The organism is Lysobacter sp. P5_C4 (assembly GCF_054049695.1).
This window is the reverse complement of the sequence record NZ_JBFULX010000003.1, coordinates 463281-482908: the sequence shown is the minus strand read 5'-3', so window position 1 is coordinate 482908 and position 19628 is coordinate 463281. Positions and strand designations below refer to the sequence as shown.

Here is a 19628-nt window from a genome sequence, read left to right as displayed (position 1 = left end):
CTCAGCCTCGCGGCGCAAAGGAGAAGAAGGGCATCGCAACCGACTGGCGGCCGGATGCACGTTTGGGGGCGGGCTTGGCCTGCGCGGCGTCGGCCTGGTCGACCGCGGCGAAGGTGTCCGGGTTTTCCATCCCGTCCATCGCGGCGGCGAGTGCGGCGAGCGTCGCGGCTTCGGCGACGAAGCCGAAGACTTCGCCCACCGCCTGATCGTTGGTCTTCGTTTTCGCCAGCGTGGCCTGGAGCTGCGCGGCGCGCGCTTCGATGCGCTTGGCGGCTTCGGCGGCGTGGCGGCCTTCGGCGACGATCTTCGCCAGCTTCGCGTTCGCCGGCGCGTGGGTCGCGGCCGGCTGGACGAGGGGGGCGAAGACCGCTTCGCTGGCCGACGGCGCGGGATTCGCTGCCATCAGGCTCAGCACGAGGAGCCCCGAGGTCGCGAACAGCGCGGTGACCGTGTTGTGGAGCTTGCGGTTCATGGTGGGCGTCCTGCTCTGGGTGATCGGTGTTGTAGGCAACTATAACACCACCATTCCCCCCGTCAACAACCCATCGACCCAACTAAAGACATAGGCCGACGACCCGCGGGGCCGCCCGGGCCTGAACCATCGCCCATTGGTGCGGTTTGCCGTGAAGGCCCGCAGGCGCCGACAATGCGCGGCCGCCGGCGCGCCCCGGGGCGTTCCCCCGCACCACTCGACAGGAGTTCCACCGGATGAAGGGTTTCGTGCGCGGCATCGCCGCGTTGCTGGCACTGATCGCACTGTCCGCGCATGCGCAGGACAAGACCAGGCTGGTCACCGAGCGTGACAAGGTGAGCTACATGGTCGGCATGGATGTCGCCGAATCGAATGCCCCCATCGGCCCCGATGTCGAGATCGCCGCGTTCGATCGCGCACTGCGCAACGCGATGGCCGGCAAGCCGCCGCTGATCGACGAAGCCACCGCGCGCAAGACGGGCGAACTACTCATGGCGCGCGTCACCGCGCGCAAGCAGCCGGGCGCCGCGCTTCCGGAGATTTCGAAGACCGACGTCGGCCTGCTCGTCGGCATCGAATGGGGCCGCCGCCTCGCGCCATTCCAGGATGAGATCGACGTTCCGGTCCTGTTGCAGGCGATGCGCACCGCGTTCTCCGGCGGCAAGCTGCTGATGAGTGCGGAGGAAGCGAACATCGTGCGCCAGGACTTCGATACGAAGCTCAATTCCCTCGCCGTTGCGCGCACGCAGCAGGGTGCCGTCGACAACCAGAAGGCCGGCGCCGATTTCCTCGCGAAGAACAAGACGCACAAGGGCGTGTTCACGACCAAGTCGGGCCTGCAATACATGATCCTGCGCCAGGGCGCGGGCCTGCGCCCGAAGCCGGGCGACCGCGTGCGCGTGCTCTATAGCGGCACGCTGCTGGATGGCACCGAATTCGACAGCACGCGCGACGGCCAGCCCCGCACCTTCCCGCTCTCGCAGGTGATTGCCGGCTGGAGCGAAGGGCTGTCGATGATGCCGGTCGGCGGCAAGTACCGGTTCTGGATTCCCGGCGACCTGGGCTACGGCGCCTCGGGCATGCCGGACGGCAACATCGGCCCGAACGCGACGCTCGTGTTCGATGTCGAACTGCTCGGCGTCGAGTGATCCTTCGATTCTTTACGCTTTCCCTGTTTCCTTTCCCCGATTCCATCGATTTCCAGGAGCGCCCAACGATGAAGCTGTCCATGCGCCACGCACTCGTCCTCACCGCCGTCGCCGCCGCCGCCTTCGCTGCCGGCTGCAAGCCGCCGGAAAAGACCGACGCCAACGCCCCCGCATCCGCCTCCACGGGCGCCAAGAGCGCGCAGATCGCCGGCCTGCCCACCGAAAAGGACCGCGTGAGCTACATGGTCGGCATGGCGCTGGGCAAGCAGCTGGAGCCGATCAAGGATGAAGTCGACTTCGACGTCATCGCCAAGGCCGTCAAGTCGACGCTCAAGGGCGAGAAGCTGCTGATGACCGAAGACCAGGCGCGCACGACCAGCGAAGCCTTCGGCGAGAAAATGCAGCAGAAGGCGGTGGCCAAGGCCGAAGCCGACGCCAAGAACAACCTCGAAGCCGGCAAGAAGTTCCTCGCCGACAACGCGAAGAAGCCGGGCGTGCAGTCGACGGCCTCCGGCCTGCAGTACCAGGTGGTGACCGAAGGCAAGGGCCCGAAGCCGAAGTCCGGCGACGTCGTCCGCGTCCACTACAAGGGCACCACGCTCGACGGCAAGACCTTCGACAGCTCCTACGATCGGGGCCAGCCGGTGGTGTTCCCGCTCGACCAGGTCGTGCCGGGCTGGCAGGAAGGCATCCAGCTGATGCCGGTGGGCAGCAAGTTCAAGCTGTGGATCCCGGGCAACCTGGGTTACGGCGAGAAGGGCACGCCGGGCGGCCCGATCGGCCCGAACGCCACGCTGGTGTTCGACGTCGAACTGCTCGACATCGTGCAGCCGCCGAAGCAGTAAGCGTCAACTGCAATGACGTGGTCACGCCGCGGTTTCACCGCGGCGTGACGATGGCGGCTGCGACCATGCCGCCCATTCAAGCTCATCAGGAACTTCCATGCGCGTCACCATCTTCGGCACCGGCTACGTCGGACTCGTCACCGGAACCTGCCTGGCGGAAGTCGGGCACGACGTCGTCTGCGTCGATATCGACCAGGCGAAGGTCGAAGGCCTCAACCGGGGCGTGATCCCGATCTACGAGCCGGGCCTGGAGCCGATGGTGAAGGCCAACCACGCCTCCGGCCGCCTGAACTTCACGACCGACGCGGCCGCCGCGATCGAACACGGCGACGTCGTCTTCATCGCCGTGGGCACGCCGCCGGACGAAGACGGCAGCGCGGACCTCAAGTACGTCCTCGCCGTCGCGCGCACCATCGGCCAGCACGTGCAGCGCGCGGTGGTGGTGGTGAACAAGTCGACCGTGCCGGTGGGCACTGCCGACAAGGTGCGCGCCGCGATCGCGCAGGAACTCACCAACCGCCGCACGACGCTCGTCTTCGACGTCGTGAGCAATCCCGAATTCCTCAAGGAAGGCGACGCGGTCAACGACTGCATGCGCCCCGACCGCATCGTCATCGGCACCGACAGCGCGCAGGCGCTGGAAAAACTCAAGCGCCTGTACGCGCCGTTCAACCGCAACCACGAGCGCATCGTGGCGATGGACGTGCGTTCGGCCGAGCTCACCAAGTACGCGGCCAACGCGATGCTCGCCACGAAGATCTCCTTCATGAACGAGATCGCGTGCATCGCCGAGCAGGTGGGTGCCGACATCGAACACGTGCGCCAGGGCATCGGTTCGGACCCGCGCATCGGCTGGCACTTCATCTATCCCGGCGCCGGTTACGGCGGCTCGTGCTTCCCGAAGGACGTGCAGGCGCTGGCCTGGACGGCGCAACAGTACGGCTGCAATCCGCGCCTGCTCGATGCGGTGGAAGCGGTTAACGCCGCGCAGAAGCAGCACCTGTTCGAATTGATGCAGCGCCATTTCCCCGACGGCGTGGCCGGCAAGACCGTCGCCGTGTGGGGACTGGCGTTCAAGCCGAACACCGACGACATGCGCGCAGCCTCCAGCCGCACGCTGCTCGCGCAATTGTGGGAAGCCGGCGCGCGCGTGCAGGCCTTCGATCCGGAAGCCACGCAGGAGGCGCGCCGCATCTTCGGAAACCGCGACGACCTGCATCTGTGCGCGACCGCGAACGAAGCACTGCACGACGCCGATGCCCTCGTCGTCGTCACCGAATGGAAGCAGTTCCGCAGCCCCGATTTCGGCAAGCTCGCGAAAACCCTGAAGGACAAGGTCGTCTTCGACGGACGCAACCTCTACGAGCCCGAGGAAGTCGAAGCCGCGGGCCTGCAGTACTACGGCATCGGGCGCGGCCGTTCGCTGCGCACCGAAAAACAGGCCTGATGCGATGACCGGCGGCGATGCGCTCGAAGCGCGCGTGGTGGAACTGGAAACGCGCATCGCCTTCCTGGAGGGCGCGCTCGCCGACATGAGCGACGCCCTCGCGGCTGCCCGCATCGAGGCCAGCCGCAATGCCGAGCTGTTCCGCCGCGTGCTCGAGGAGATGAAGACTTCGCGCACCAGCCAGATGGCCGATCCGGCGGATGAACCACCGCCGCCCCATTACTGACGTGCAAAAGCTGCATCGCCGCGCGCGATGCGGCATATTTGGCGCCGCCCAACCGCACGTCCCCCACGCAGTCCCGAAATGAGCGAAACCCTGCGCAACCAGTTGCTCGGCCTGGGCTTCAAGCCCGCGCCGAAACCCGAGCGTCCCAAGCAAGCGCCGCAAGCCGGCAAGCCCAGGCCTGCGCACGACGCAAAGGCGGGGCAGGGCGGGCCCGCGCATGGCAAGCCGGCGCCGGGACAGGGTCGTCCGCAACAGGGCAAGCCGCCACACGGGAACGCGCGCCCCGCGCATGGCAAGCCGCCGCACGCGAATGCGCGCCCCGCGCACGGCAAGCCGCGCACGCGCGAGGACATCGACCTCGCCAAGGCTTATGCGATCCGCGCCCAGCGCGAGAAGGACGAGCGCATCGAGGCCGAGCGCCTGAAGCAGGAAGCCGCGCGCCAGCGTCGCGAAGCGAAGGCCGCGCTGACCGCGTTCCTGCAGGACAAGGCGCTCAACGTGGCCGACGCGGAGATCGCACGGCACTTCGAATACGGCGGCAAGATCAAGCGCGTCTATGTCACCGAAGCGCAATTGAAGGCGCTCAACCTCGGCGAACTGGGCGTGTTGCAGAACGATGGCCGCTACGTCCTGGTCGACGCGGCGACGCTTGCACAGGCCGAAGCCATCTTCGCGCCGGCCGTCGCGTTGAAGGTCGATCCGGACGCGCCCGCGCAGGACGATCCCTACGCCGACCCGCAATTCCAGGTGCCCGACGACCTGGTCTGGTAATCCCATGGCCGGTGGACGCGCCCGCGGGCGTTGGCCCCGTGCGTGGACACTCGCGGGGCGCTACGCACCGAACTGATCGTCGGGGTCACGAGTCATCGTGATCTCGACTCCGCGCAATTGCCGCAACTCCGCATGCAGGTGCGCGAGGCCTTCGCGGTCTTGCACGAACGCTATCCCGACCTCGCGCTCGTGGTGGTCTCCGCACTCGCCGAAGGCGGCGACCGGCTCGTCGCCGAAGTCGCGCTCGATGCCGGCGCGCGCCTGGTGGTGCCCCTGCCGTTGCCGATCGCGCTGTATCGCGCCGATTTCGCGAACGCGCAATCGCAGCACGATTTCGCGCGCCTGCTCGCCGATGCGCAATGCGTCCCACTGGCGCTGGCCGAACCCGACCTCGACGTGTTGCGCAAGCCGGGCCCGGCACGCGACCGCCAGTACCTGCACGCCGGCCTGTTCGTCGCGAATCATTGCCACGTGCTGTTTGCGTTGTGGGACGGACGCGAGGAAGTCGGCACAGGCGGCACGGCGCAGATCGTGCGCTATTACCTCGGCGGTCCCGTGCCGGGCGCGCGACGTGCGACCGACAACCTGCGGCAAATGCTCGCCGGCGACGACGACAGCCTGGTGCTGCATTTCCACGTGCGTCGCAGCGGGGAAGCCGCGCAACCGGCGTCCACCCAACGGCAACCGCCCCCCGTGCCCGCCGCGGCATCGCATGCGAAGCCGCGGCGTCGGAGGTCCCTGCCGGCGGGGGAGAGCGGCGAGCCGACATGGCGAACGAGCGCAGGACAGCGGTCATTTTCCGCGGGTCTTCCGCCGGAGTACGACCGCATCTTCCAGCGCATGGAGGGCTTCGAACGCGATCGCGGCACGATCGATCCGCACATGCTGCCGGCCGCGAGCGAAGATCCCGCCGAACGCACGTGGCGCGAAGCCGATGCGCTCGCGGTCCGCTACCAGCGCCGCACGCAGTGGGCGATGCGCACGATCCATTTCCTCGCCGTCGCGATGGGCCTGTCGTTGCTGCTGTATTCCGACCTCGGCGCGCCGGACTGGATGCTGTGGGTGTTCCTGTCGCTCTTTGCCATCGGCCTCGGCATCGCACTGGCGGCGCACCGCCGCGACTGGCACCGCAAATACATCGACTATCGCGCGCTCGCCGAAGGCCTGCGCGTGCAGACCTTCTGGCGCCGCGCGGGCCTGACGATCACGGGCGATGCGGAATTCGCGCACGACAACTTCATGCAGAAGCAGGACGTCGAACTCGGGTGGATCCGCAACGTGATGCGGCAGGTCGGCCTTGCGCGGACGTCGCCCGCGCTGGATGCGAACGATGCCGCGCAAGCGGTCGCCGAAGTGATCGACGCCTGGGTCGGGCGCCCCGGGCAGTCGGGGCAATTGGCGTATTACGAACGCAAGTCGGTGTTGCGCGAGCGCCACCACCTGCGCACGCGCGCGCTGGGCGCCGCATGCCTGTGGGCGGGCATCGGCATCAGCCTGATGCTCGCGCTGTTCCATCGCGCGTTCACCAACGACACGCGCGGCCTGCTGGTGACGCTGATGGGCGCGCTGTCGCTCATCGCCGCCGTGCGCGAGGCATATGCGTATCGAAAGGCCGACAAGGAACTGGTGAAGCAATACCGCTTCATGCACCGCATCTATCGCAATGCGCGCCTGGCGCTCGACGCCGCGGCGGGCACGCAGGAGAAACGCGAGATCCTGCGTGCGCTGGGCGAGGCCGCGCTCGCCGAACACGCCGAGTGGGCGCTGATGCATCGGGACCGGCCGATCGAGCACGGCCGGCCCTGACGCATCGACTCGCTATTCCGGGTCGTAATCCAGGTTCGACGCCAGCCAACGCTCCGCCTGCGCAAGCGTCACGCCCTTGCGCCTGGCGTAGTCGGCGACCTGTTCGCGCGACAAACGTCCGACGACGAAATACTGGCTGCGCGGATGGCTGAAGTAGTAACCCGACACCGCGGCCGCCGGATACATCGCGAAGCTCTCCGTCAGTTTCACGCCTGCATTTTTCTCCGCATCCAGCAGCGCGAACAGCGTCGCTTTCTCGGTGTGGTCGGGACACGCGGGGTAGCCGGGCGCCGGGCGGATGCCCGCGTACTTCTCGTCGATCAACGCGCTGTTGTCGAGCGATTCGTCGGTCGCGTATCCCCACGTCTCGCGCCGCACCTGCGCATGCAGTCGCTCGGCGAGCGCTTCGGCCAGGCGATCGGCGAGGGACTTGAGCAGGATGGCGCGATAGTCGTCGTGGTCGGCTTCGAAACGCGCGACGTGCGCTTCGATGCCGATGCCGGCCGTCACTGCGAAGCCGCCGATCCAGTCGGGCTTGCCCGCGCTGCGCGGCGCGATGAAATCGGCGAGGCAGAAATCCGGGCGATCGGCCGGCTTCTCCGCCTGCTGGCGCAGGAAGTGCAGCGTGGTCCCATCCTCCAGGCGCACATCGTCGCCGATGGATTGCGCCGGCCAGAACCCGACGACCGCCTTGGCCTGCAACCACTTCTCCGCGACGATCTGCTTCAGCATCGCCTGCGCGTCGGCGAACAGCTCGCGCGCCTGTGCACCGACGACGGCGTCGTCGAGAATCTGCGGGTACTTGCCCGCCAGTTCCCAGGTGTTGAAGAACGGCGACCAGTCGATGTACGGCACGAGGTCTGCGAGCGCCACGTCGTCGTACACCGTGACGCCCGGCTGCCGCGGGGCAGGGGGCGTGTAGTCGTTCCAACCGCCATCGAATTTTTGTGCACGGGCCTTGTCGATCGACACCAGGCGCTTGGCATCGCCGCGATTGCGATGGCGCTCGCGGATCTCCGCGTAGTCGGCATCGTTCGCCGCGACGAAGGCCGCGCGCAAGTCGCCGGAGACCAGCGATTGCGCGACACCCACCGCGCGCGAGGCATCCTTCACCCACACCGTCGGCGACTTGTATTGCGTGTCGATCTTCAACGCCGTGTGCGCGCGCGAAGTCGTCGCGCCGCCGATCAGCAGCGGCATCGCGAAGCCCTGGCGCTGCATTTCCGCGGCGACGTGGCGCATTTCCTCCAGCGAGGGCGTGATCAGGCCCGACAGGCCGATCAGGTCGGCGTTTTCGGCCTTGGCGCGATCGAGGATCACCTGCGCGGGCACCATCACGCCCAGGTCGATGACCTCGAAGTTGTTGCACGCCAGCACCACGCCGACGATGTTCTTGCCGATGTCGTGCACGTCGCCTTTCACCGTCGCCATGACGATCTTGCCGTTGGACTTGCCGACATCGCCCGTGCGCAGCTTCTCGGCTTCGATGTACGGCAAGAGCCACGCAACGGATTTTTTCATCACGCGTGCGGATTTGACGACCTGCGGCAGGAACATCTTGCCCGCGCCGAACAGGTCGCCCACGACGTTCATGCCCGCCATCAGCGGGCCTTCGATCACGTCGAGCGGGCGCGTGGCCTGCACGCGCGCCTCCTCGGTATCGGTTTCGATGTAGGCATCGATGCCATGGACCAGCGCATGCGCGAGGCGATCGCCCACCGGCTTGTCGCGCCAGCGCAGGTCCTCGACTTTTTTCTCGCCCTTCTTGCCCTTGAAACGTTCGGCGATCTCGAGCAGGCGCTCGGTGCCGTCGCTACGGCGGTTGAGGACGACGTCCTCCACGCGTTCGCGCAATTCCGCATCGATCTCGTCGTAGAGCGGCAAGGCGCCGGCGTTGACGATGCCCATGTCCATGCCCGCGGCGATCGCGTGGTAGAGGAACACGACATGGATGGCCTGCCGCACGGCTTCGTTGCCGCGGAAGGAGAAGGAGACGTTCGACACGCCGCCGGAGATGTGCGACAGCGGGAAGCGCTTGCGCAATTCGCGCGCGGCCTCGATGAAATTCACCGCGTAGTTGTCGTGCTCCTCGATGCCGGTGGCGATGGCGAATACGTTCGGGTCGAAGATGATGTCTTCCGGCGGAAAGCCGACCTGCGTGGTCAGCAGTTCGTATGCGCGGGAAGAAATGCCGACCTTGCGTTCGATCGTGTCGGCCTGGCCTTGCTCGTCGAAGGCCATGACCACGACCGCCGCGCCGTAACGGCGCACCAGGCGCGCCTGGCGCAGGAACTCGGCTTCGCCTTCCTTCATCGAGATCGAGTTGACGATCCCCTTGCCCTGCAGGCATTTCAGGCCCGCTTCGATCACCGTCCACTTCGAACTGTCGACCATCACCGGCACGCGCGCGATGTCGGGTTCGGCTGCGATCAGGTTCAGGTAGGTCGTCATCGCCTGCTCGGAATCGAGCAAGCCTTCGTCCATGTTGACGTCGAGCACCTGCGCGCCATTCTCGACCTGCTGGCGCGCGACGACGACCGCTTCGTCGTAGCGGCCTTCGAGGATCAGCTTCTTGAACTGCGCCGAGCCGGTGACGTTGGTGCGCTCGCCGACGTTGACGAAGTTGCTTTGCGGGGTGATCTGCAGCGGCTCCAGGCCACTGAGCCGGGTGTAGCGGGGCAATGCGTTGTTCATGCGGCTTCGGACTGCTCGGGATCAAGGAGGCGCGGCAGGGCGCGCGGCGGCAAACCGGCGATGGCCGCGCCGATGGCGCGGATGTGGTCGGGCGTCGTGCCGCAGCAGCCGCCGACGAAGTTGAGCAGGCCACTCGCCGCGAACTCGCGCAGCGTGCCGGCCATGTCCTCCGGCGTTTCGTCGTAACCGCCGAACGCATTGGGCAGGCCGGCATTCGGGTGCGTGCTGACGTACGCATCGGCGACCTGCGCCAGCACGTCGACGTGCGCACGCAGGTCCTTGGCGCCGAGCGCGCAATTCAGGCCGATCGACAACGGCCGCGAATGCCGCAGCGAATACCAGAAGGCTTCCGCGGTCTGCCCCGACAGCGTGCGGCCCGAGGCATCGGTGATCGTGCCGGAGATCATCAGCGGCAGGCGCACGCCGAGTTCCTCGAACACATCCTCGATGGCGAACACCGCCGACTTCGCGTTGAGCGTGTCGAAGATCGTTTCGACCATCAGCACGTCGGCGCCGCCTTCGATCAGGCCGTGCGCTGCCTCGCGATAGGCTTGCGCAAGTTCATCGAAGGAAATCGCGCGGAAACCGGGGCGGTTCACGTCCGGGCTCAGCGAGGCGGTGCGGCTGGTCGGGCCGAGCACGCCGATGACGAAGCGCGGCTTCGAGGGATCGGCTACTTCCGCCGCGTCGCACGCTGCGCGGGCGAGCTTCGCCGACTCGCGGTTCAACTCGCGCACCAAGTGCTGCAGGCGGTAGTCGGCCAGCGACACCGACGTCGAATTGAACGTGTTGGTCTCCACCATGTCGGCGCCGGCGGCGAGATACGCCGCGTGGATGTCGCCGATGATCTCCGGGCGCGTGAGCGTCAGCAGGTCGTTGTTGCCTTTCTGGTCGTGCGCCTCGCAGCCGCAGCCCGCGCCGTGCGCGTGACCGTCGGTGGCGAACAGGGCGTCGTAACCGTGCGCGAAACGTTCGCCGCGGTAATCGGCTTCACCGAGTTCGTACTGCTGGATCATCGTGCCCATCGCGCCGTCGATCAGCAGGATCCGTTGCGCGAGCGCCGCTTCCAGCGCGGCCACGCGCGCGGGGTTTTTCCAGGGCAGGGTTTTCGGATCGGTCACGGTTTGACTCCCAGCAGCGACAGCACTTCGAAATGGGGTGGGCGGCGTTCGCGCGTCACGGTGCCGGCACTGGCGATGCCCAGCCCTGCCTTTTCGGCGAAGCGACGCAGTTCCTTTTCCGTGAAGCCGAGGTTGGCGTGGCCATAGGCCTCCACCACCGCCTTGTGCTCGTGGCGCGCCAGGCTCGACAGCAACAGGCGGCCGCCGCGGCGCAGCACGCGCGCGGCTTCGGCGACGGCCTGCGCAGGCTTGGCGGCATAGGTAAGGGCGTGCATCAACACGACAAGGTCGAAGCTCGCGTCGGGAAATGGCAGCGCATGCATGTCGCCCTGGCGGACTTCGACGTTCTGCCAGGGTTTGAGGCGTTCACTCGCCGCGGCCACGACGCGCGGACTGGCGTCGATGCAGACATAGCGGCGCGCATGCGGCGCGAGCAGTTCGGCGAGCACGCCGTCGCCCGAGGCGATGTCGAGCACGTCGCCCGGGCTCAGCAGCGGGAGCGCCGTACGCGCGAGCGCTTCCCACGTGCGGCCCGGCGAATAGTGGCGTTCCATGTCGCCGGCCACCGAATCGGCCCAGTTCTGGTCGGCCGCGCGCGTGGCGAGCACGGCCGGGACGCGTTCGGCGTCCTGGCGCAGCAGCGGGTCGTCGCTCCCGCTGCGGAGGGCTTCCCAAAGGGCGCGTTGCGCCGAGTCGAGGCTGTCCTCTTCGAACCGGTAGTAAGCGCTCACGCCGGCGCGGCGGTCGCGCACCAGCCCGGCTTCCTTCAGCTTGGCCAGGTGCGTGGACACGCGCGGCTGCGCCAGTCGGGTGATCGCCGAGAGCTCGGCGACGGTGAGTTCCTCGCGCTCGAGCAGCGCCAGCAGGCGCACGCGCGTGGCGTCGGCGAGCACCTTCAGGCGGACCGACCAGCCTTCCAGATCCATGCGCGGCATTTATCCGTCAATCAAGATATAGAGATAAGTCTGGCCCCTGGCCCCATGGGGGTCAAGCGGCGCGCGTGCGCGGCTACAATTCCGCTTCTTCACCGCCCGGAGTGCGCCAAGTGGATTTCCGCTTCACCGAAGAGCAGTTGATGATCCAGGACATCGCGCGGCGCATCGCGCGCGAGAAGATCGCGCCGACCGCCGAGCACTTCGACCGCAGTGGCGAGTTCCCCCTCGAAAACATCCGCACCCTCGGCGAAAACGGCCTGATGGGCATCGAGGTGCCGACCGAATACGGCGGCGCGGGGCTCGACCCGATGGGCTACGTCCTGGCGATGGTCGAGATCGCCGCGGCCGACGCCGCGCACTCCACCATCATGTCGGTCAACAACTCGCTGTTCTGCAACGGCATCCTGACCAACGGCACCGAAGCGCAGAAGCAGAAATACGTGCGCGCGATCGCCGAGGGCGCGGAAATCGGCGCCTTCGCGCTGACCGAGCCGCAGTCGGGCTCCGACGCCACCGCCATGCGCTGCCGCGCGGTGAAGCAGGCCGATGGCCGCTTCGTCATCAACGGCACCAAGAGCTGGATCACCTCCGGCCCGGTGGCCAAGTACATCGTGCTCTTCGCGATGACCGATCCGGACAAGGGCGCGCGCGGCATCACCGCGTTCCTCGTCGACACCGCCAAGCCCGGCTTCAGCCGCGGCAAGACCGAGCCCAAGCTCGGCATCCGCGCCTCGGCCACGTGCGAGATCGAGTTCACCGATTACCTCGCCGAAGCGGACGAAGTGCTGGGCGACGAAGGCCACGGCTTCAAGATCGCGATGGGCGTGCTCGACGCCGGTCGCATCGGTATCGCCTCGCAGGCCATCGGCATCGGCCGCGCTGCGTACGAGGCCTCGCTCGCCTACGTGCGCGAGCGCAAGGCCTTTGGCGTGCCGATCGGCACGTTCCAGATGACGCAGGCGAAGATCGCCGACATGAAGTGCAAACTCGATGGCGCGCTGCTGCTCACGCTGCGCGCCGCGTGGCTGAAAGGCCAGGGCCAGAAATTCACCACGGAGGCCGCAGTCGCGAAGTTGACCGCCTCGGAAGCGGCAATGTGGATCGCCCACCAGGCAGTGCAGATCCACGCCGGCATGGGCTATTCGAAGGAAATGCCGATCGAGCGTTATTTCCGCGACGCGAAGATCACCGAGATCTACGAGGGCACCAGCGAGATCCAGCGCCTGGTCATCGCCCGCCACGAAACCGGCCTGCGCTGAGCGCGGCCTGCAAGGACTGACATCGCCCCATGAGCACGCGTCCGAAATCCGTCAAGGCCGCTCCGAAGAAAGCGGCCGCATCGTCCTCCGGCAAACCCGTCGCGGCGCATGCCTCGCCCGCGCGTTTCGATCTGTCCCCGATCCTCGAAGCGTTGCGCAAGCGCGTGCCGAAGGCGCGCGCCGCCGAAGCCGAAGCCTTCGCCCGCAGCTTCTACAAGCGCATGACGCGCGAGGAATACGTCGAGCACGGCGCGGAAGGCTGGGCGGCGCTGGCCGCGGGCATCCTCGACTTCGCCGCCACGCGCAAGGCGAAGAAGGCCAACGTCCGCCTGTTCAACGCGACGGCGAAGGAAAACGGTTGGGAATCGCCGCACACCGTGCTGCAGATCCTCAACGACGACATGCCCTTCCTCGTCGACTCGGTGACCATGGCGCTCGCAGACATGGGCATCAACGTCCACGTCCTGGGGCATCCGGTCGTTGCGCTGACGCGCGACAAGGCCGGCAAGCTCGCCAGCGTGGGCGAGGGCACGAACGAATCGTTCATCCACATCGAGATCGACCGCCAGTCGCCCGAGTCGATGCCGAAGATCGAAAAGCGCGTGCGCAGCGTCCTGGAAGACGTGCGCGCGAGCGTGGCCGATTGGGACGCGATGCGCGCGCGCATGCTCGCCGTCGCCGAGGAACTGCCCTCGCACAACATCCCGGTGTCCGACGCCGGGCGCGCCGAGGCGCAGGAGTTCCTGCGCTGGGCCGCCGACAATCACTTCACCTTCCTGGGCTATCGCGAATACACCGTCGAACGCCAGGGCAAGGACGACATGCTCGTTGCCCACCCGGACACCGGCCTGGGCCTGCTGCGCGGCGCCGATGCCGGCAAGCCGCGCCCGCTCACGTCGCTGGCGGCGCATTACATGCCGCAGTCCGGTGCCGTCGACGCGCTGATCCTCACCAAGACCAACGCGCGCGCCACCGTGCATCGCCCCGGTTACATGGATTACATCGGCGTGTTGTCCTTCGATGCGAAGGGCAAGCCGGTGCGCGAGCAGCGCTTCCTCGGCCTGTATACCTCCAGCGCCTACAACCGCCGCCCGTGGGACATCCCGCTGGTGCGCGAACGCTACGAACACGTGATGCGCGAATCGGGCCTGCGCCCGGCCAGCCACAGCGGCAAGGCGTTGCGCCACATCATCGAAACGCTGCCGCGCGACGAGTTGTTCCAGTCCTCGGAAGCCGAACTGGCCGTCACCGCCAGCGGCATCCTCGGCCTGCAGGAACGCGTGCGCAGCAAGTTGTTCCTGCGCCGCGACCGCTACGGCCGTTTCTACTCGGTGCTCGTCTACGTGCCGCGCGATCGCCACGACACGCGCATGCGCCATCGCATCGAAGCGATGCTCAAGCGCGAGCTCGACGGCGAACACGTCGACACGAACGTGCACATCGGCGAATCGGCGCTCGCGCAGTTGCACCTGATCGTGCGCCCACGCGCGGGTTCGCAGGTGCAGGCCGACGAAGGCAAGCTCGACGCCGAGCTGGCGACGATCGTGCGCGACTGGCAGGACGCATTGGCCGAAGAACTCGCCAAGCGCCACGGCGAAGAAGCGGGCCTGCGATTGGCGGCCCGTTACGGCCGCGCACTGCCCGCCGGTTACATCGAGGACGTCAGCCCGCAGATCGCCGCCACCGACGCCGAGAACCTCTCGAAGCTCACCGGTCCCGACGACCTGCGCCTGTCGCTGTATCGCTCCCGCCGCGACGGCACGCTTCGCTTCAAGTTCTATCGCCTGAAGGACGACATCCCGCTGTCCGATGCGCTCCCGATGATGGAGAACATGGGCCTGCGCGTGATCTCCGAACACCCCTACCGCATCGAGTCCAACGGCGATGTCGCGTACATCCAGGACTTCGAGGTCGAGTCCACGCAGGGCGAGATCGACATCGATCGCCTCGACGAAAACTTCGAGGAAGCCTTCGCGCACATCTGGCGCGGCGAGGCGGAGAACGACGGCTTCAACCGCCTGGTGCTGACCGCGGGCCTGTCGTGGCGCCAGGTGTCGATGCTGCGCGGCTATTGCAAATACATCCTGCAGACCGGCGTGCCGTTCTCGCAGAGCTACGTCGAAGCGACGTTCTCCCGGTATCCGTTGTTGGTGCGCCTGCTCGTCGAACTGTTCGAAGCGCGCTTCGATCCGTGCACGGGCACCGAATCCAAGGCCGCGATCAAGCAGGGCATGGAGCGTTTCGGCGCGCAGATGCAGGCGATGTTGTCGAACGATTCCGCGGCACTGGCCGCGGTGCAGACCGTGATCGACGCACGCGCGGGCACGCGCGAGCAGCAGATCGACGCCACGCGCACGACGTTGAAGGGCCTGTTCGACCGCGTCGCCAGCCTCGACGACGACCGCATCCTGCGCAGCTTCATCGGCGTGATCGACGCCACGCTGCGCACGAGTTATTACATTCAATACAAGGATGGCAAGCGCAAGGACGGCGGCCCGGCCGACTACATCAGCTTCAAGTTCGATTCGGCGAAGGTGCCCGACCTGCCGAAGCCGCGCCCGTATCGCGAAATCTTCGTCTACGGCCCACGCGTGGAAGGCGTGCACCTGCGCTTCGGCCCGGTCGCGCGCGGTGGCCTGCGCTGGTCGGATCGTCGCGAAGACTTCCGCACCGAAGTGCTCGGCCTGGTGAAGGCGCAGATGGTGAAGAACACCGTCATCGTGCCCGTGGGTTCGAAGGGCGGCTTCTACTGCAAGCAATTGCCGGATGCGGCGACCAACCGCGATGCGTGGTTCGCCGAAGGCGTGGCCTGCTACCAGCGCTTCATCAACGGCCTGCTCGACATCACCGACAACCTCTCGCCGGAAGGCAAGACGCTGCATCCGGACAATGTCGTGCGCCACGACGCGGAAGACCCCTACCTGGTCGTCGCCGCGGACAAGGGCACGGCCACGTTCTCCGACATCGCCAATGCCATCGCGCGTGCACACGGCTTCTGGCTGGACGATGCGTTCGCCTCGGGCGGTTCGGTCGGCTACGACCACAAGGCGATGGGCATCACCGCCCGCGGAGCCTGGGAATCGGTCAAACGCCACTTCCGTTCGATGGGCCGCGACAGCCAGGCGCAGGAATTCACCTGCGTCGGCATCGGCGACATGAGCGGCGACGTGTTCGGCAACGGGATGTTGCTGTCCAAGAAGATCCGCCTGGTGGCCGCGTTCGACCACCGGCACATTTTCCTCGACCCGAACCCCGATGCCGCGCGCACGTTCAAGGAACGCGAGCGCATGTTCAAGCTGCCGCGCTCGAGCTGGGACGACTACGACAAGGCGCTGATCAGCAAGGGCGGCGGCGTGTTCCCGCGCAGCGCGAAATCGATCGCGCTGTCGCCGGAAGTCAAGGACGTGCTCGGCATCGAATCCGACGTGACCGCGATGAGCCCGACCGAGTTGATGTCGGCCATCCTGCGCTCGCCGGTGGACCTGTTGTGGAACGGCGGCATCGGCACCTACGTGAAGTCCTCGCGCGAAACCAACGCCGACGTCGGCGACCGCGCCAACAACGGGCTGCGCGTCAACGGCGCGGACCTGCGCTGCAAGGTGGTGGGCGAGGGCGGCAACCTCGGCCTCACGCAACTGGGCCGCGTGGAAGCGGCGCAGCACGGGGTGCTGCTCAACACCGACTTCATCGACAACTCCGCGGGCGTGGACACCTCCGACCACGAGGTGAACATCAAGATCCTGCTCAACGCGCAGGTGCAGAAGAAGAAGCTCACCTTCGACGCACGCAACACGTTGCTGGCATCGATGACCGACGAAGTCGCGCAGCTGGTGCTCAACGACAACTATCGCCAGAACCAGGCGATCAGTTTGATGGAGCGCATGAGCCTGTCGCGCATGGGCTCCAAGCAGCACTTCATGCGCACGCTGGAAGCCCAGGGCCTGCTCGATCGCCAGATCGAATTCCTGCCGACCGACAAGGAGATCGCCGAACGCAAGGCGCGTGGCCAGGGCCTGACGCGGCCGGAGCTTTCGGTGTTGCTGTCGTACTCGAAGATCGTGTTGTTCCAGCAGTTGCTCAACTCGGACGTGCCCGAAGATGCGTACCTGTCGAAGGAACTGATCCGCTACTTCCCCAAGCCGCTCCAGGACAAGTACGCGAAGGGAATGCAGGAACATCGCCTGAAGCGCGAGATCATCGCGACGGTCGTGACCAACTCGATGGTCAACCGCATGGGCGCGACCTTTACCCTGCGCATGCAGGAAGACAGCGGTCGCACGCCGTCGGAAGTGGCGAAGGCCTTCACGATCACGCGCGAAACGCTCGACATCCGCGAACTGTGGGCGCAGATCGATGCGCTCGACGGCAAGGTCGCCGAATCCGTGCAGGTCGACGCCCTGCAGGTCATCTGGACGTTGCAGCGCCAGTTCACGCGCTGGTTGCTCGCGCGGCCGGGTGCGATTCCCGACATCGCCTCGGCGGTGGAGCGTTTCCACGACGGCTTCCGCGACATTCGTTCGGGCGAGCGCATCCTTCCGGATTCCCAGCGGCCCGCGTACGTCGCGAGCATCCAGGACTGGAGCGCGAAGGGTTTGTCGCCGGCGTTGGCCGAACAGCTCGCTGCGTTGCCCTACCTGGAGCCGTGCCCCGACATCCTGGAGTTGGCGAAGGAGCGCAAGGTGCGCCCGACGGATGTTGCGAAGGTCCACTTCCGCCTCGGCGACGCGTTGCGCGTGCCGTGGTTGCAGAAGCAGATCGACGCGCTCGCGGTCGAAGGCCGCTGGCACGCCGTGGCGCGCGGTGCGTTGCGCGAAGAGCTCGGCGCGCAGCAGCGCCTGCTCGTGAGCCAGGCGCTGACGATGCCGGGCAACGACGCCGATGCGAAAGTCCATGCGTGGCTCAACCGCGACGACAGCTCGCTGCGTTTCACGCTGACGATGCTCGAGGAAATCGCGGCGCAGAAGACGTTGGACTACCCGACGGCTTCGGTCGCCGTGCAGCGCCTGTCGCAGCTCGCCTCGCGCGGGTGATGCGTCCTGGTGCCGGGGCCCTTGGCCCCGGCCCTTCGCCGGGCGGGTTATCCTCGCCCGCATGACTCCGAACAACAGCCTGCCCGCTTCGCCGCGCCTGTCGTTCCTCGCCAGTCCGGCCGAAGAGGCCCAGAAGGCGCTCGCGGCGCTGATCCAGGGGCACGGGCAATGCGAACCCGATGCGTCCGACGTCATCGTCGCCCTCGGCGGCGACGGCTTCATGCTGCAAACGCTCCACCGCCATGGCGGCCTGGGCAAGCCGGTGTTCGGCATGAAGCTGGGCACCGTCGGTTTCCTGATGAACCACCATCGCGACGAACCCGCGGTCGGGCAGGCGTTGATGCAGCGCATCGCATCGGCCGAACCCGCCGTGCTGCGGCCGCTGGAGATGGTGGCGCAGACCGAATCGGGCGCGAGTGTCGGTTCGCTTGCCTACAACGAAGTCTCCTTGCTGCGGCAGACGCGACAGGCCGCGCACGTGGCGATCGACCTCAACGGCAAGCCGCGCCTGGAGGAGTTGATCTGCGACGGCGTGTTGGTCGCGACCTCCGCGGGCAGCACGGCCTACAATTATTCGGCGCACGGCCCGATCCTGCCGCTGGGTTCGCGCCTGATCGCGCTGACCCCGCTCGCGCCGTTCCGCCCGCGCCGTTGGCGCGGTGCCTTGCTGAAGGCCGATACCGAAGTCCGTTTCCGCGTGCTCGATCCCTACAAGCGCCCCGTGAGCGTGACCGCCGATTCGCACGAAGTGCGCGACGTGGTCGAAGTCACCATCCGCGAATCGAGCGAACGCACCGTCACCTTGCTGTTCGATCCGGAGCACAACCTCGAGGAACGGATCCTCAGCGAACAATTCGTGGTGTGACGTGGGCGCCGAACGCCATCCGCCGCTGACCGTCGCGATCACCTCGCGCGCATTGTTCGACCTGGAGCACAGCCACGAACTTTGGGAACGCGAAGGCATCGCCGCCTACCAGGCGCATCAGCGCGAGAACGAAGACGCCGCGCTCGCGCCCGGCATCGCGTTCCCGTTGGTGCGCAAGCTGCTCGCCCTGAACGAAGGCGCCGCTGCGCCGCGCGTGGAAGTGATCCTGCTCTCGCGCAATTCCTCGGACACGGGCCTGCGCATCTTCAACTCGATCCGCCACCACGGGCTCGACATCTCGCGCGCGACATTCACCTCCGGTGCGCCGACGTGGCCCTACATCCGGCCCTTCGGCGCACACCTGTTCCTGTCGGCGAACCCCGAGAGCGTGCGCCGCGCGCTCGAACACGACGTCGCCGCCGCGACCATCCTGCCGGCGAAGGCCGCCGCGCAGACGCACGGCCAACTGCGCATCGCCTTCGACGGCGACGCGGTGATTTTCGGCGACGAATCCGAACGCGTGTCGCAGGAGCAGGGCCTGGCCGCCTTCCACGACCACGAAACCACGCGGGCGCACGAACCGCTGTCGGGTGGCCCGTTCCGCGGCTTCCTCGATGCCCTGCATCGCCTGCAGGCCGCCTTCCCGGTGGGGGATGCCGCGCCGATCCGCACCGCGCTGGTCACCGCACGCAGCGCGCCCGCGCACGAGCGCGTGATCCGCACCCTGCGCGAATGGGACGTGCGCCTGGACGAGGCGCTGTTCCTCGGCGGGCGGCCGAAGGGGCCGTTCCTGGAAACCTTCGGCGCGGACATCTTCTTCGACGACTCGCTGCACAACATCGACTCGGCGCGGCGCCACGTGGCCGCCGGCCACGTGCCGCACGGGGTGTCCAACGAGCCGGCGAAGGCGGACTGAACGGAGCGGCACTTCCGTTCACACTGGCGGCCGAAGGGTCGGCTAGGCTGCGCGGATAGGGGATGTCGACCGGGGGGACGACATGCGGCACGG

The 19628-nt window shown here is 67.2% G+C and carries 14 protein-coding genes; 10 read left to right on the top strand and 4 right to left on the bottom strand.

The genetic code is table 11. The features are described from left to right. Nucleotide 1: 1 nt before the first annotated feature. Nucleotides 2-472 carry a hypothetical protein gene (locus tag ACXJJ8_RS10230; protein WP_499029550.1) on the bottom strand — a complete coding sequence of 157 codons (471 nt, stop codon included), beginning with the start codon at nt 470-472 and terminating at the stop codon, nt 2-4. A 236-nt stretch (nt 473-708) separates the two neighbouring features. Between ACXJJ8_RS10230 and ACXJJ8_RS10225 the strand changes: the two genes are divergently transcribed. The 6 genes from ACXJJ8_RS10225 (at nt 709) to ACXJJ8_RS10200 (ending at nt 6715) form a co-directional block, all read left to right on the top strand. Beyond that, nucleotides 709-1620: an FKBP-type peptidyl-prolyl cis-trans isomerase gene (locus ACXJJ8_RS10225; RefSeq protein ID WP_499029548.1), complete on the top strand. Its 912-nt coding sequence runs from the start codon at nt 709-711 to the stop codon at nt 1618-1620. A 68-nt stretch (nt 1621-1688) separates the two neighbouring features. Further along, nucleotides 1689-2465 (top strand): BamJ family beta-barrel-assembly machinery protein, encoded by a 777-nt coding sequence (gene bamJ, locus ACXJJ8_RS10220; RefSeq protein WP_499029546.1) that lies wholly within the window; start codon nt 1689-1691, stop codon nt 2463-2465. A 97-nt stretch (nt 2466-2562) separates the two neighbouring features. Continuing rightward, nucleotides 2563-3912: a UDP-glucose dehydrogenase family protein gene (locus tag ACXJJ8_RS10215; RefSeq protein ID WP_499029544.1), complete on the top strand. Its 1350-nt coding sequence runs from the start codon at nt 2563-2565 to the stop codon at nt 3910-3912. Between the two features lie 4 nt (nt 3913-3916). Then, the gene (locus ACXJJ8_RS10210; protein WP_499029542.1) at nt 3917-4138 is read left to right on the top strand and encodes a SlyX family protein; all 222 of its coding nucleotides are present in this window, start codon (nt 3917-3919) and stop codon (nt 4136-4138) included. Between the two features lie 78 nt (nt 4139-4216). Further along, nucleotides 4217-4909, top strand: a complete 693-nt coding sequence (locus tag ACXJJ8_RS10205) for a DUF2058 domain-containing protein (protein WP_499029540.1) — start codon at nt 4217-4219, stop codon at nt 4907-4909. Nucleotides 4910-4951: 42 nt separating this feature from the next. Beyond that, the gene (locus ACXJJ8_RS10200; RefSeq protein ID WP_499029538.1) at nt 4952-6715 is read left to right on the top strand and encodes a hypothetical protein; all 1764 of its coding nucleotides are present in this window, start codon (nt 4952-4954) and stop codon (nt 6713-6715) included. A 12-nt stretch (nt 6716-6727) separates the two neighbouring features. Here the strand turns inward: ACXJJ8_RS10200 and metH are convergent, their stop codons facing one another. Genes metH through ACXJJ8_RS10185 form a run of 3 tightly spaced genes read right to left on the bottom strand, consistent with a single transcriptional unit; the run spans nt 6728 to nt 11456 of the window. Beyond that, a complete protein-coding gene (gene metH, locus ACXJJ8_RS10195) occupies nt 6728-9409 on the bottom strand; it encodes a methionine synthase (RefSeq protein WP_499029535.1) in 2682 nt (893 codons plus the stop codon). Then, nucleotides 9406-10530, bottom strand: a complete 1125-nt coding sequence (locus tag ACXJJ8_RS10190) for a homocysteine S-methyltransferase family protein (RefSeq protein WP_499029533.1) — start codon at nt 10528-10530, stop codon at nt 9406-9408. The genes metH and ACXJJ8_RS10190 overlap by 4 nt, the downstream gene beginning before the upstream one ends. Continuing rightward, nucleotides 10527-11456 (bottom strand): ArsR/SmtB family transcription factor, encoded by a 930-nt coding sequence (locus tag ACXJJ8_RS10185; protein WP_499029608.1) that lies wholly within the window; start codon nt 11454-11456, stop codon nt 10527-10529. Before ACXJJ8_RS10185 ends, ACXJJ8_RS10190 begins: the two co-directional genes overlap by 4 nt. 110 nt (nt 11457-11566) lie before the next feature. On the opposite strand from ACXJJ8_RS10185, the gene ACXJJ8_RS10180 reads away from it, so the two are divergent. The 4 genes from ACXJJ8_RS10180 (at nt 11567) to ACXJJ8_RS10165 (ending at nt 19535) form a co-directional block, all read left to right on the top strand. Beyond that, nucleotides 11567-12724, top strand: coding sequence for an acyl-CoA dehydrogenase family protein (locus tag ACXJJ8_RS10180; protein WP_499029531.1), 1158 nt, complete (start codon nt 11567-11569; stop codon nt 12722-12724). 29 nt (nt 12725-12753) lie between these two features. Further along, entirely contained in the window at nt 12754-17754 is a 5001-nt protein-coding gene (locus ACXJJ8_RS10175) for an NAD-glutamate dehydrogenase (protein ID WP_499029529.1), read from the top strand. Nucleotides 17755-17833: 79 nt separating this feature from the next. Beyond that, nucleotides 17834-18619: an NAD kinase gene (locus ACXJJ8_RS10170; protein WP_499029606.1), complete on the top strand. Its 786-nt coding sequence runs from the start codon at nt 17834-17836 to the stop codon at nt 18617-18619. A 1-nt stretch (nt 18620) separates the two neighbouring features. Continuing rightward, nucleotides 18621-19535, top strand: a complete 915-nt coding sequence (locus tag ACXJJ8_RS10165; protein WP_499029527.1) for a 5'-nucleotidase — start codon at nt 18621-18623, stop codon at nt 19533-19535. Nucleotides 19536-19628: the final 93 nt, after the last annotated feature.

What these genes read in the sequence shown, in the direction of transcription:
- ACXJJ8_RS10230 (WP_499029550.1), bottom strand. Translation starts at nt 472, where the DNA reads ATGAACCGCAAGCTCCACAACACGGTCACCGCGCTGTTCGCGACCTCG.
- ACXJJ8_RS10225 (WP_499029548.1), top strand. Translation starts at nt 709, where the DNA reads ATGAAGGGTTTCGTGCGCGGCATCGCCGCGTTGCTGGCACTGATCGCA.
- bamJ (WP_499029546.1), top strand. Translation starts at nt 1,689, where the DNA reads ATGAAGCTGTCCATGCGCCACGCACTCGTCCTCACCGCCGTCGCCGCC.
- ACXJJ8_RS10215 (WP_499029544.1), top strand. Translation starts at nt 2,563, where the DNA reads ATGCGCGTCACCATCTTCGGCACCGGCTACGTCGGACTCGTCACCGGA.
- ACXJJ8_RS10210 (WP_499029542.1), top strand. Translation starts at nt 3,917, where the DNA reads ATGACCGGCGGCGATGCGCTCGAAGCGCGCGTGGTGGAACTGGAAACG.
- ACXJJ8_RS10205 (WP_499029540.1), top strand. Translation starts at nt 4,217, where the DNA reads ATGAGCGAAACCCTGCGCAACCAGTTGCTCGGCCTGGGCTTCAAGCCC.
- metH (WP_499029535.1), bottom strand. Translation starts at nt 9,409, where the DNA reads ATGAACAACGCATTGCCCCGCTACACCCGGCTCAGTGGCCTGGAGCCG.
- ACXJJ8_RS10185 (WP_499029608.1), bottom strand. Translation starts at nt 11,456, where the DNA reads ATGGATCTGGAAGGCTGGTCGGTCCGCCTGAAGGTGCTCGCCGACGCC.
- ACXJJ8_RS10175 (WP_499029529.1), top strand. Translation starts at nt 12,754, where the DNA reads ATGAGCACGCGTCCGAAATCCGTCAAGGCCGCTCCGAAGAAAGCGGCC.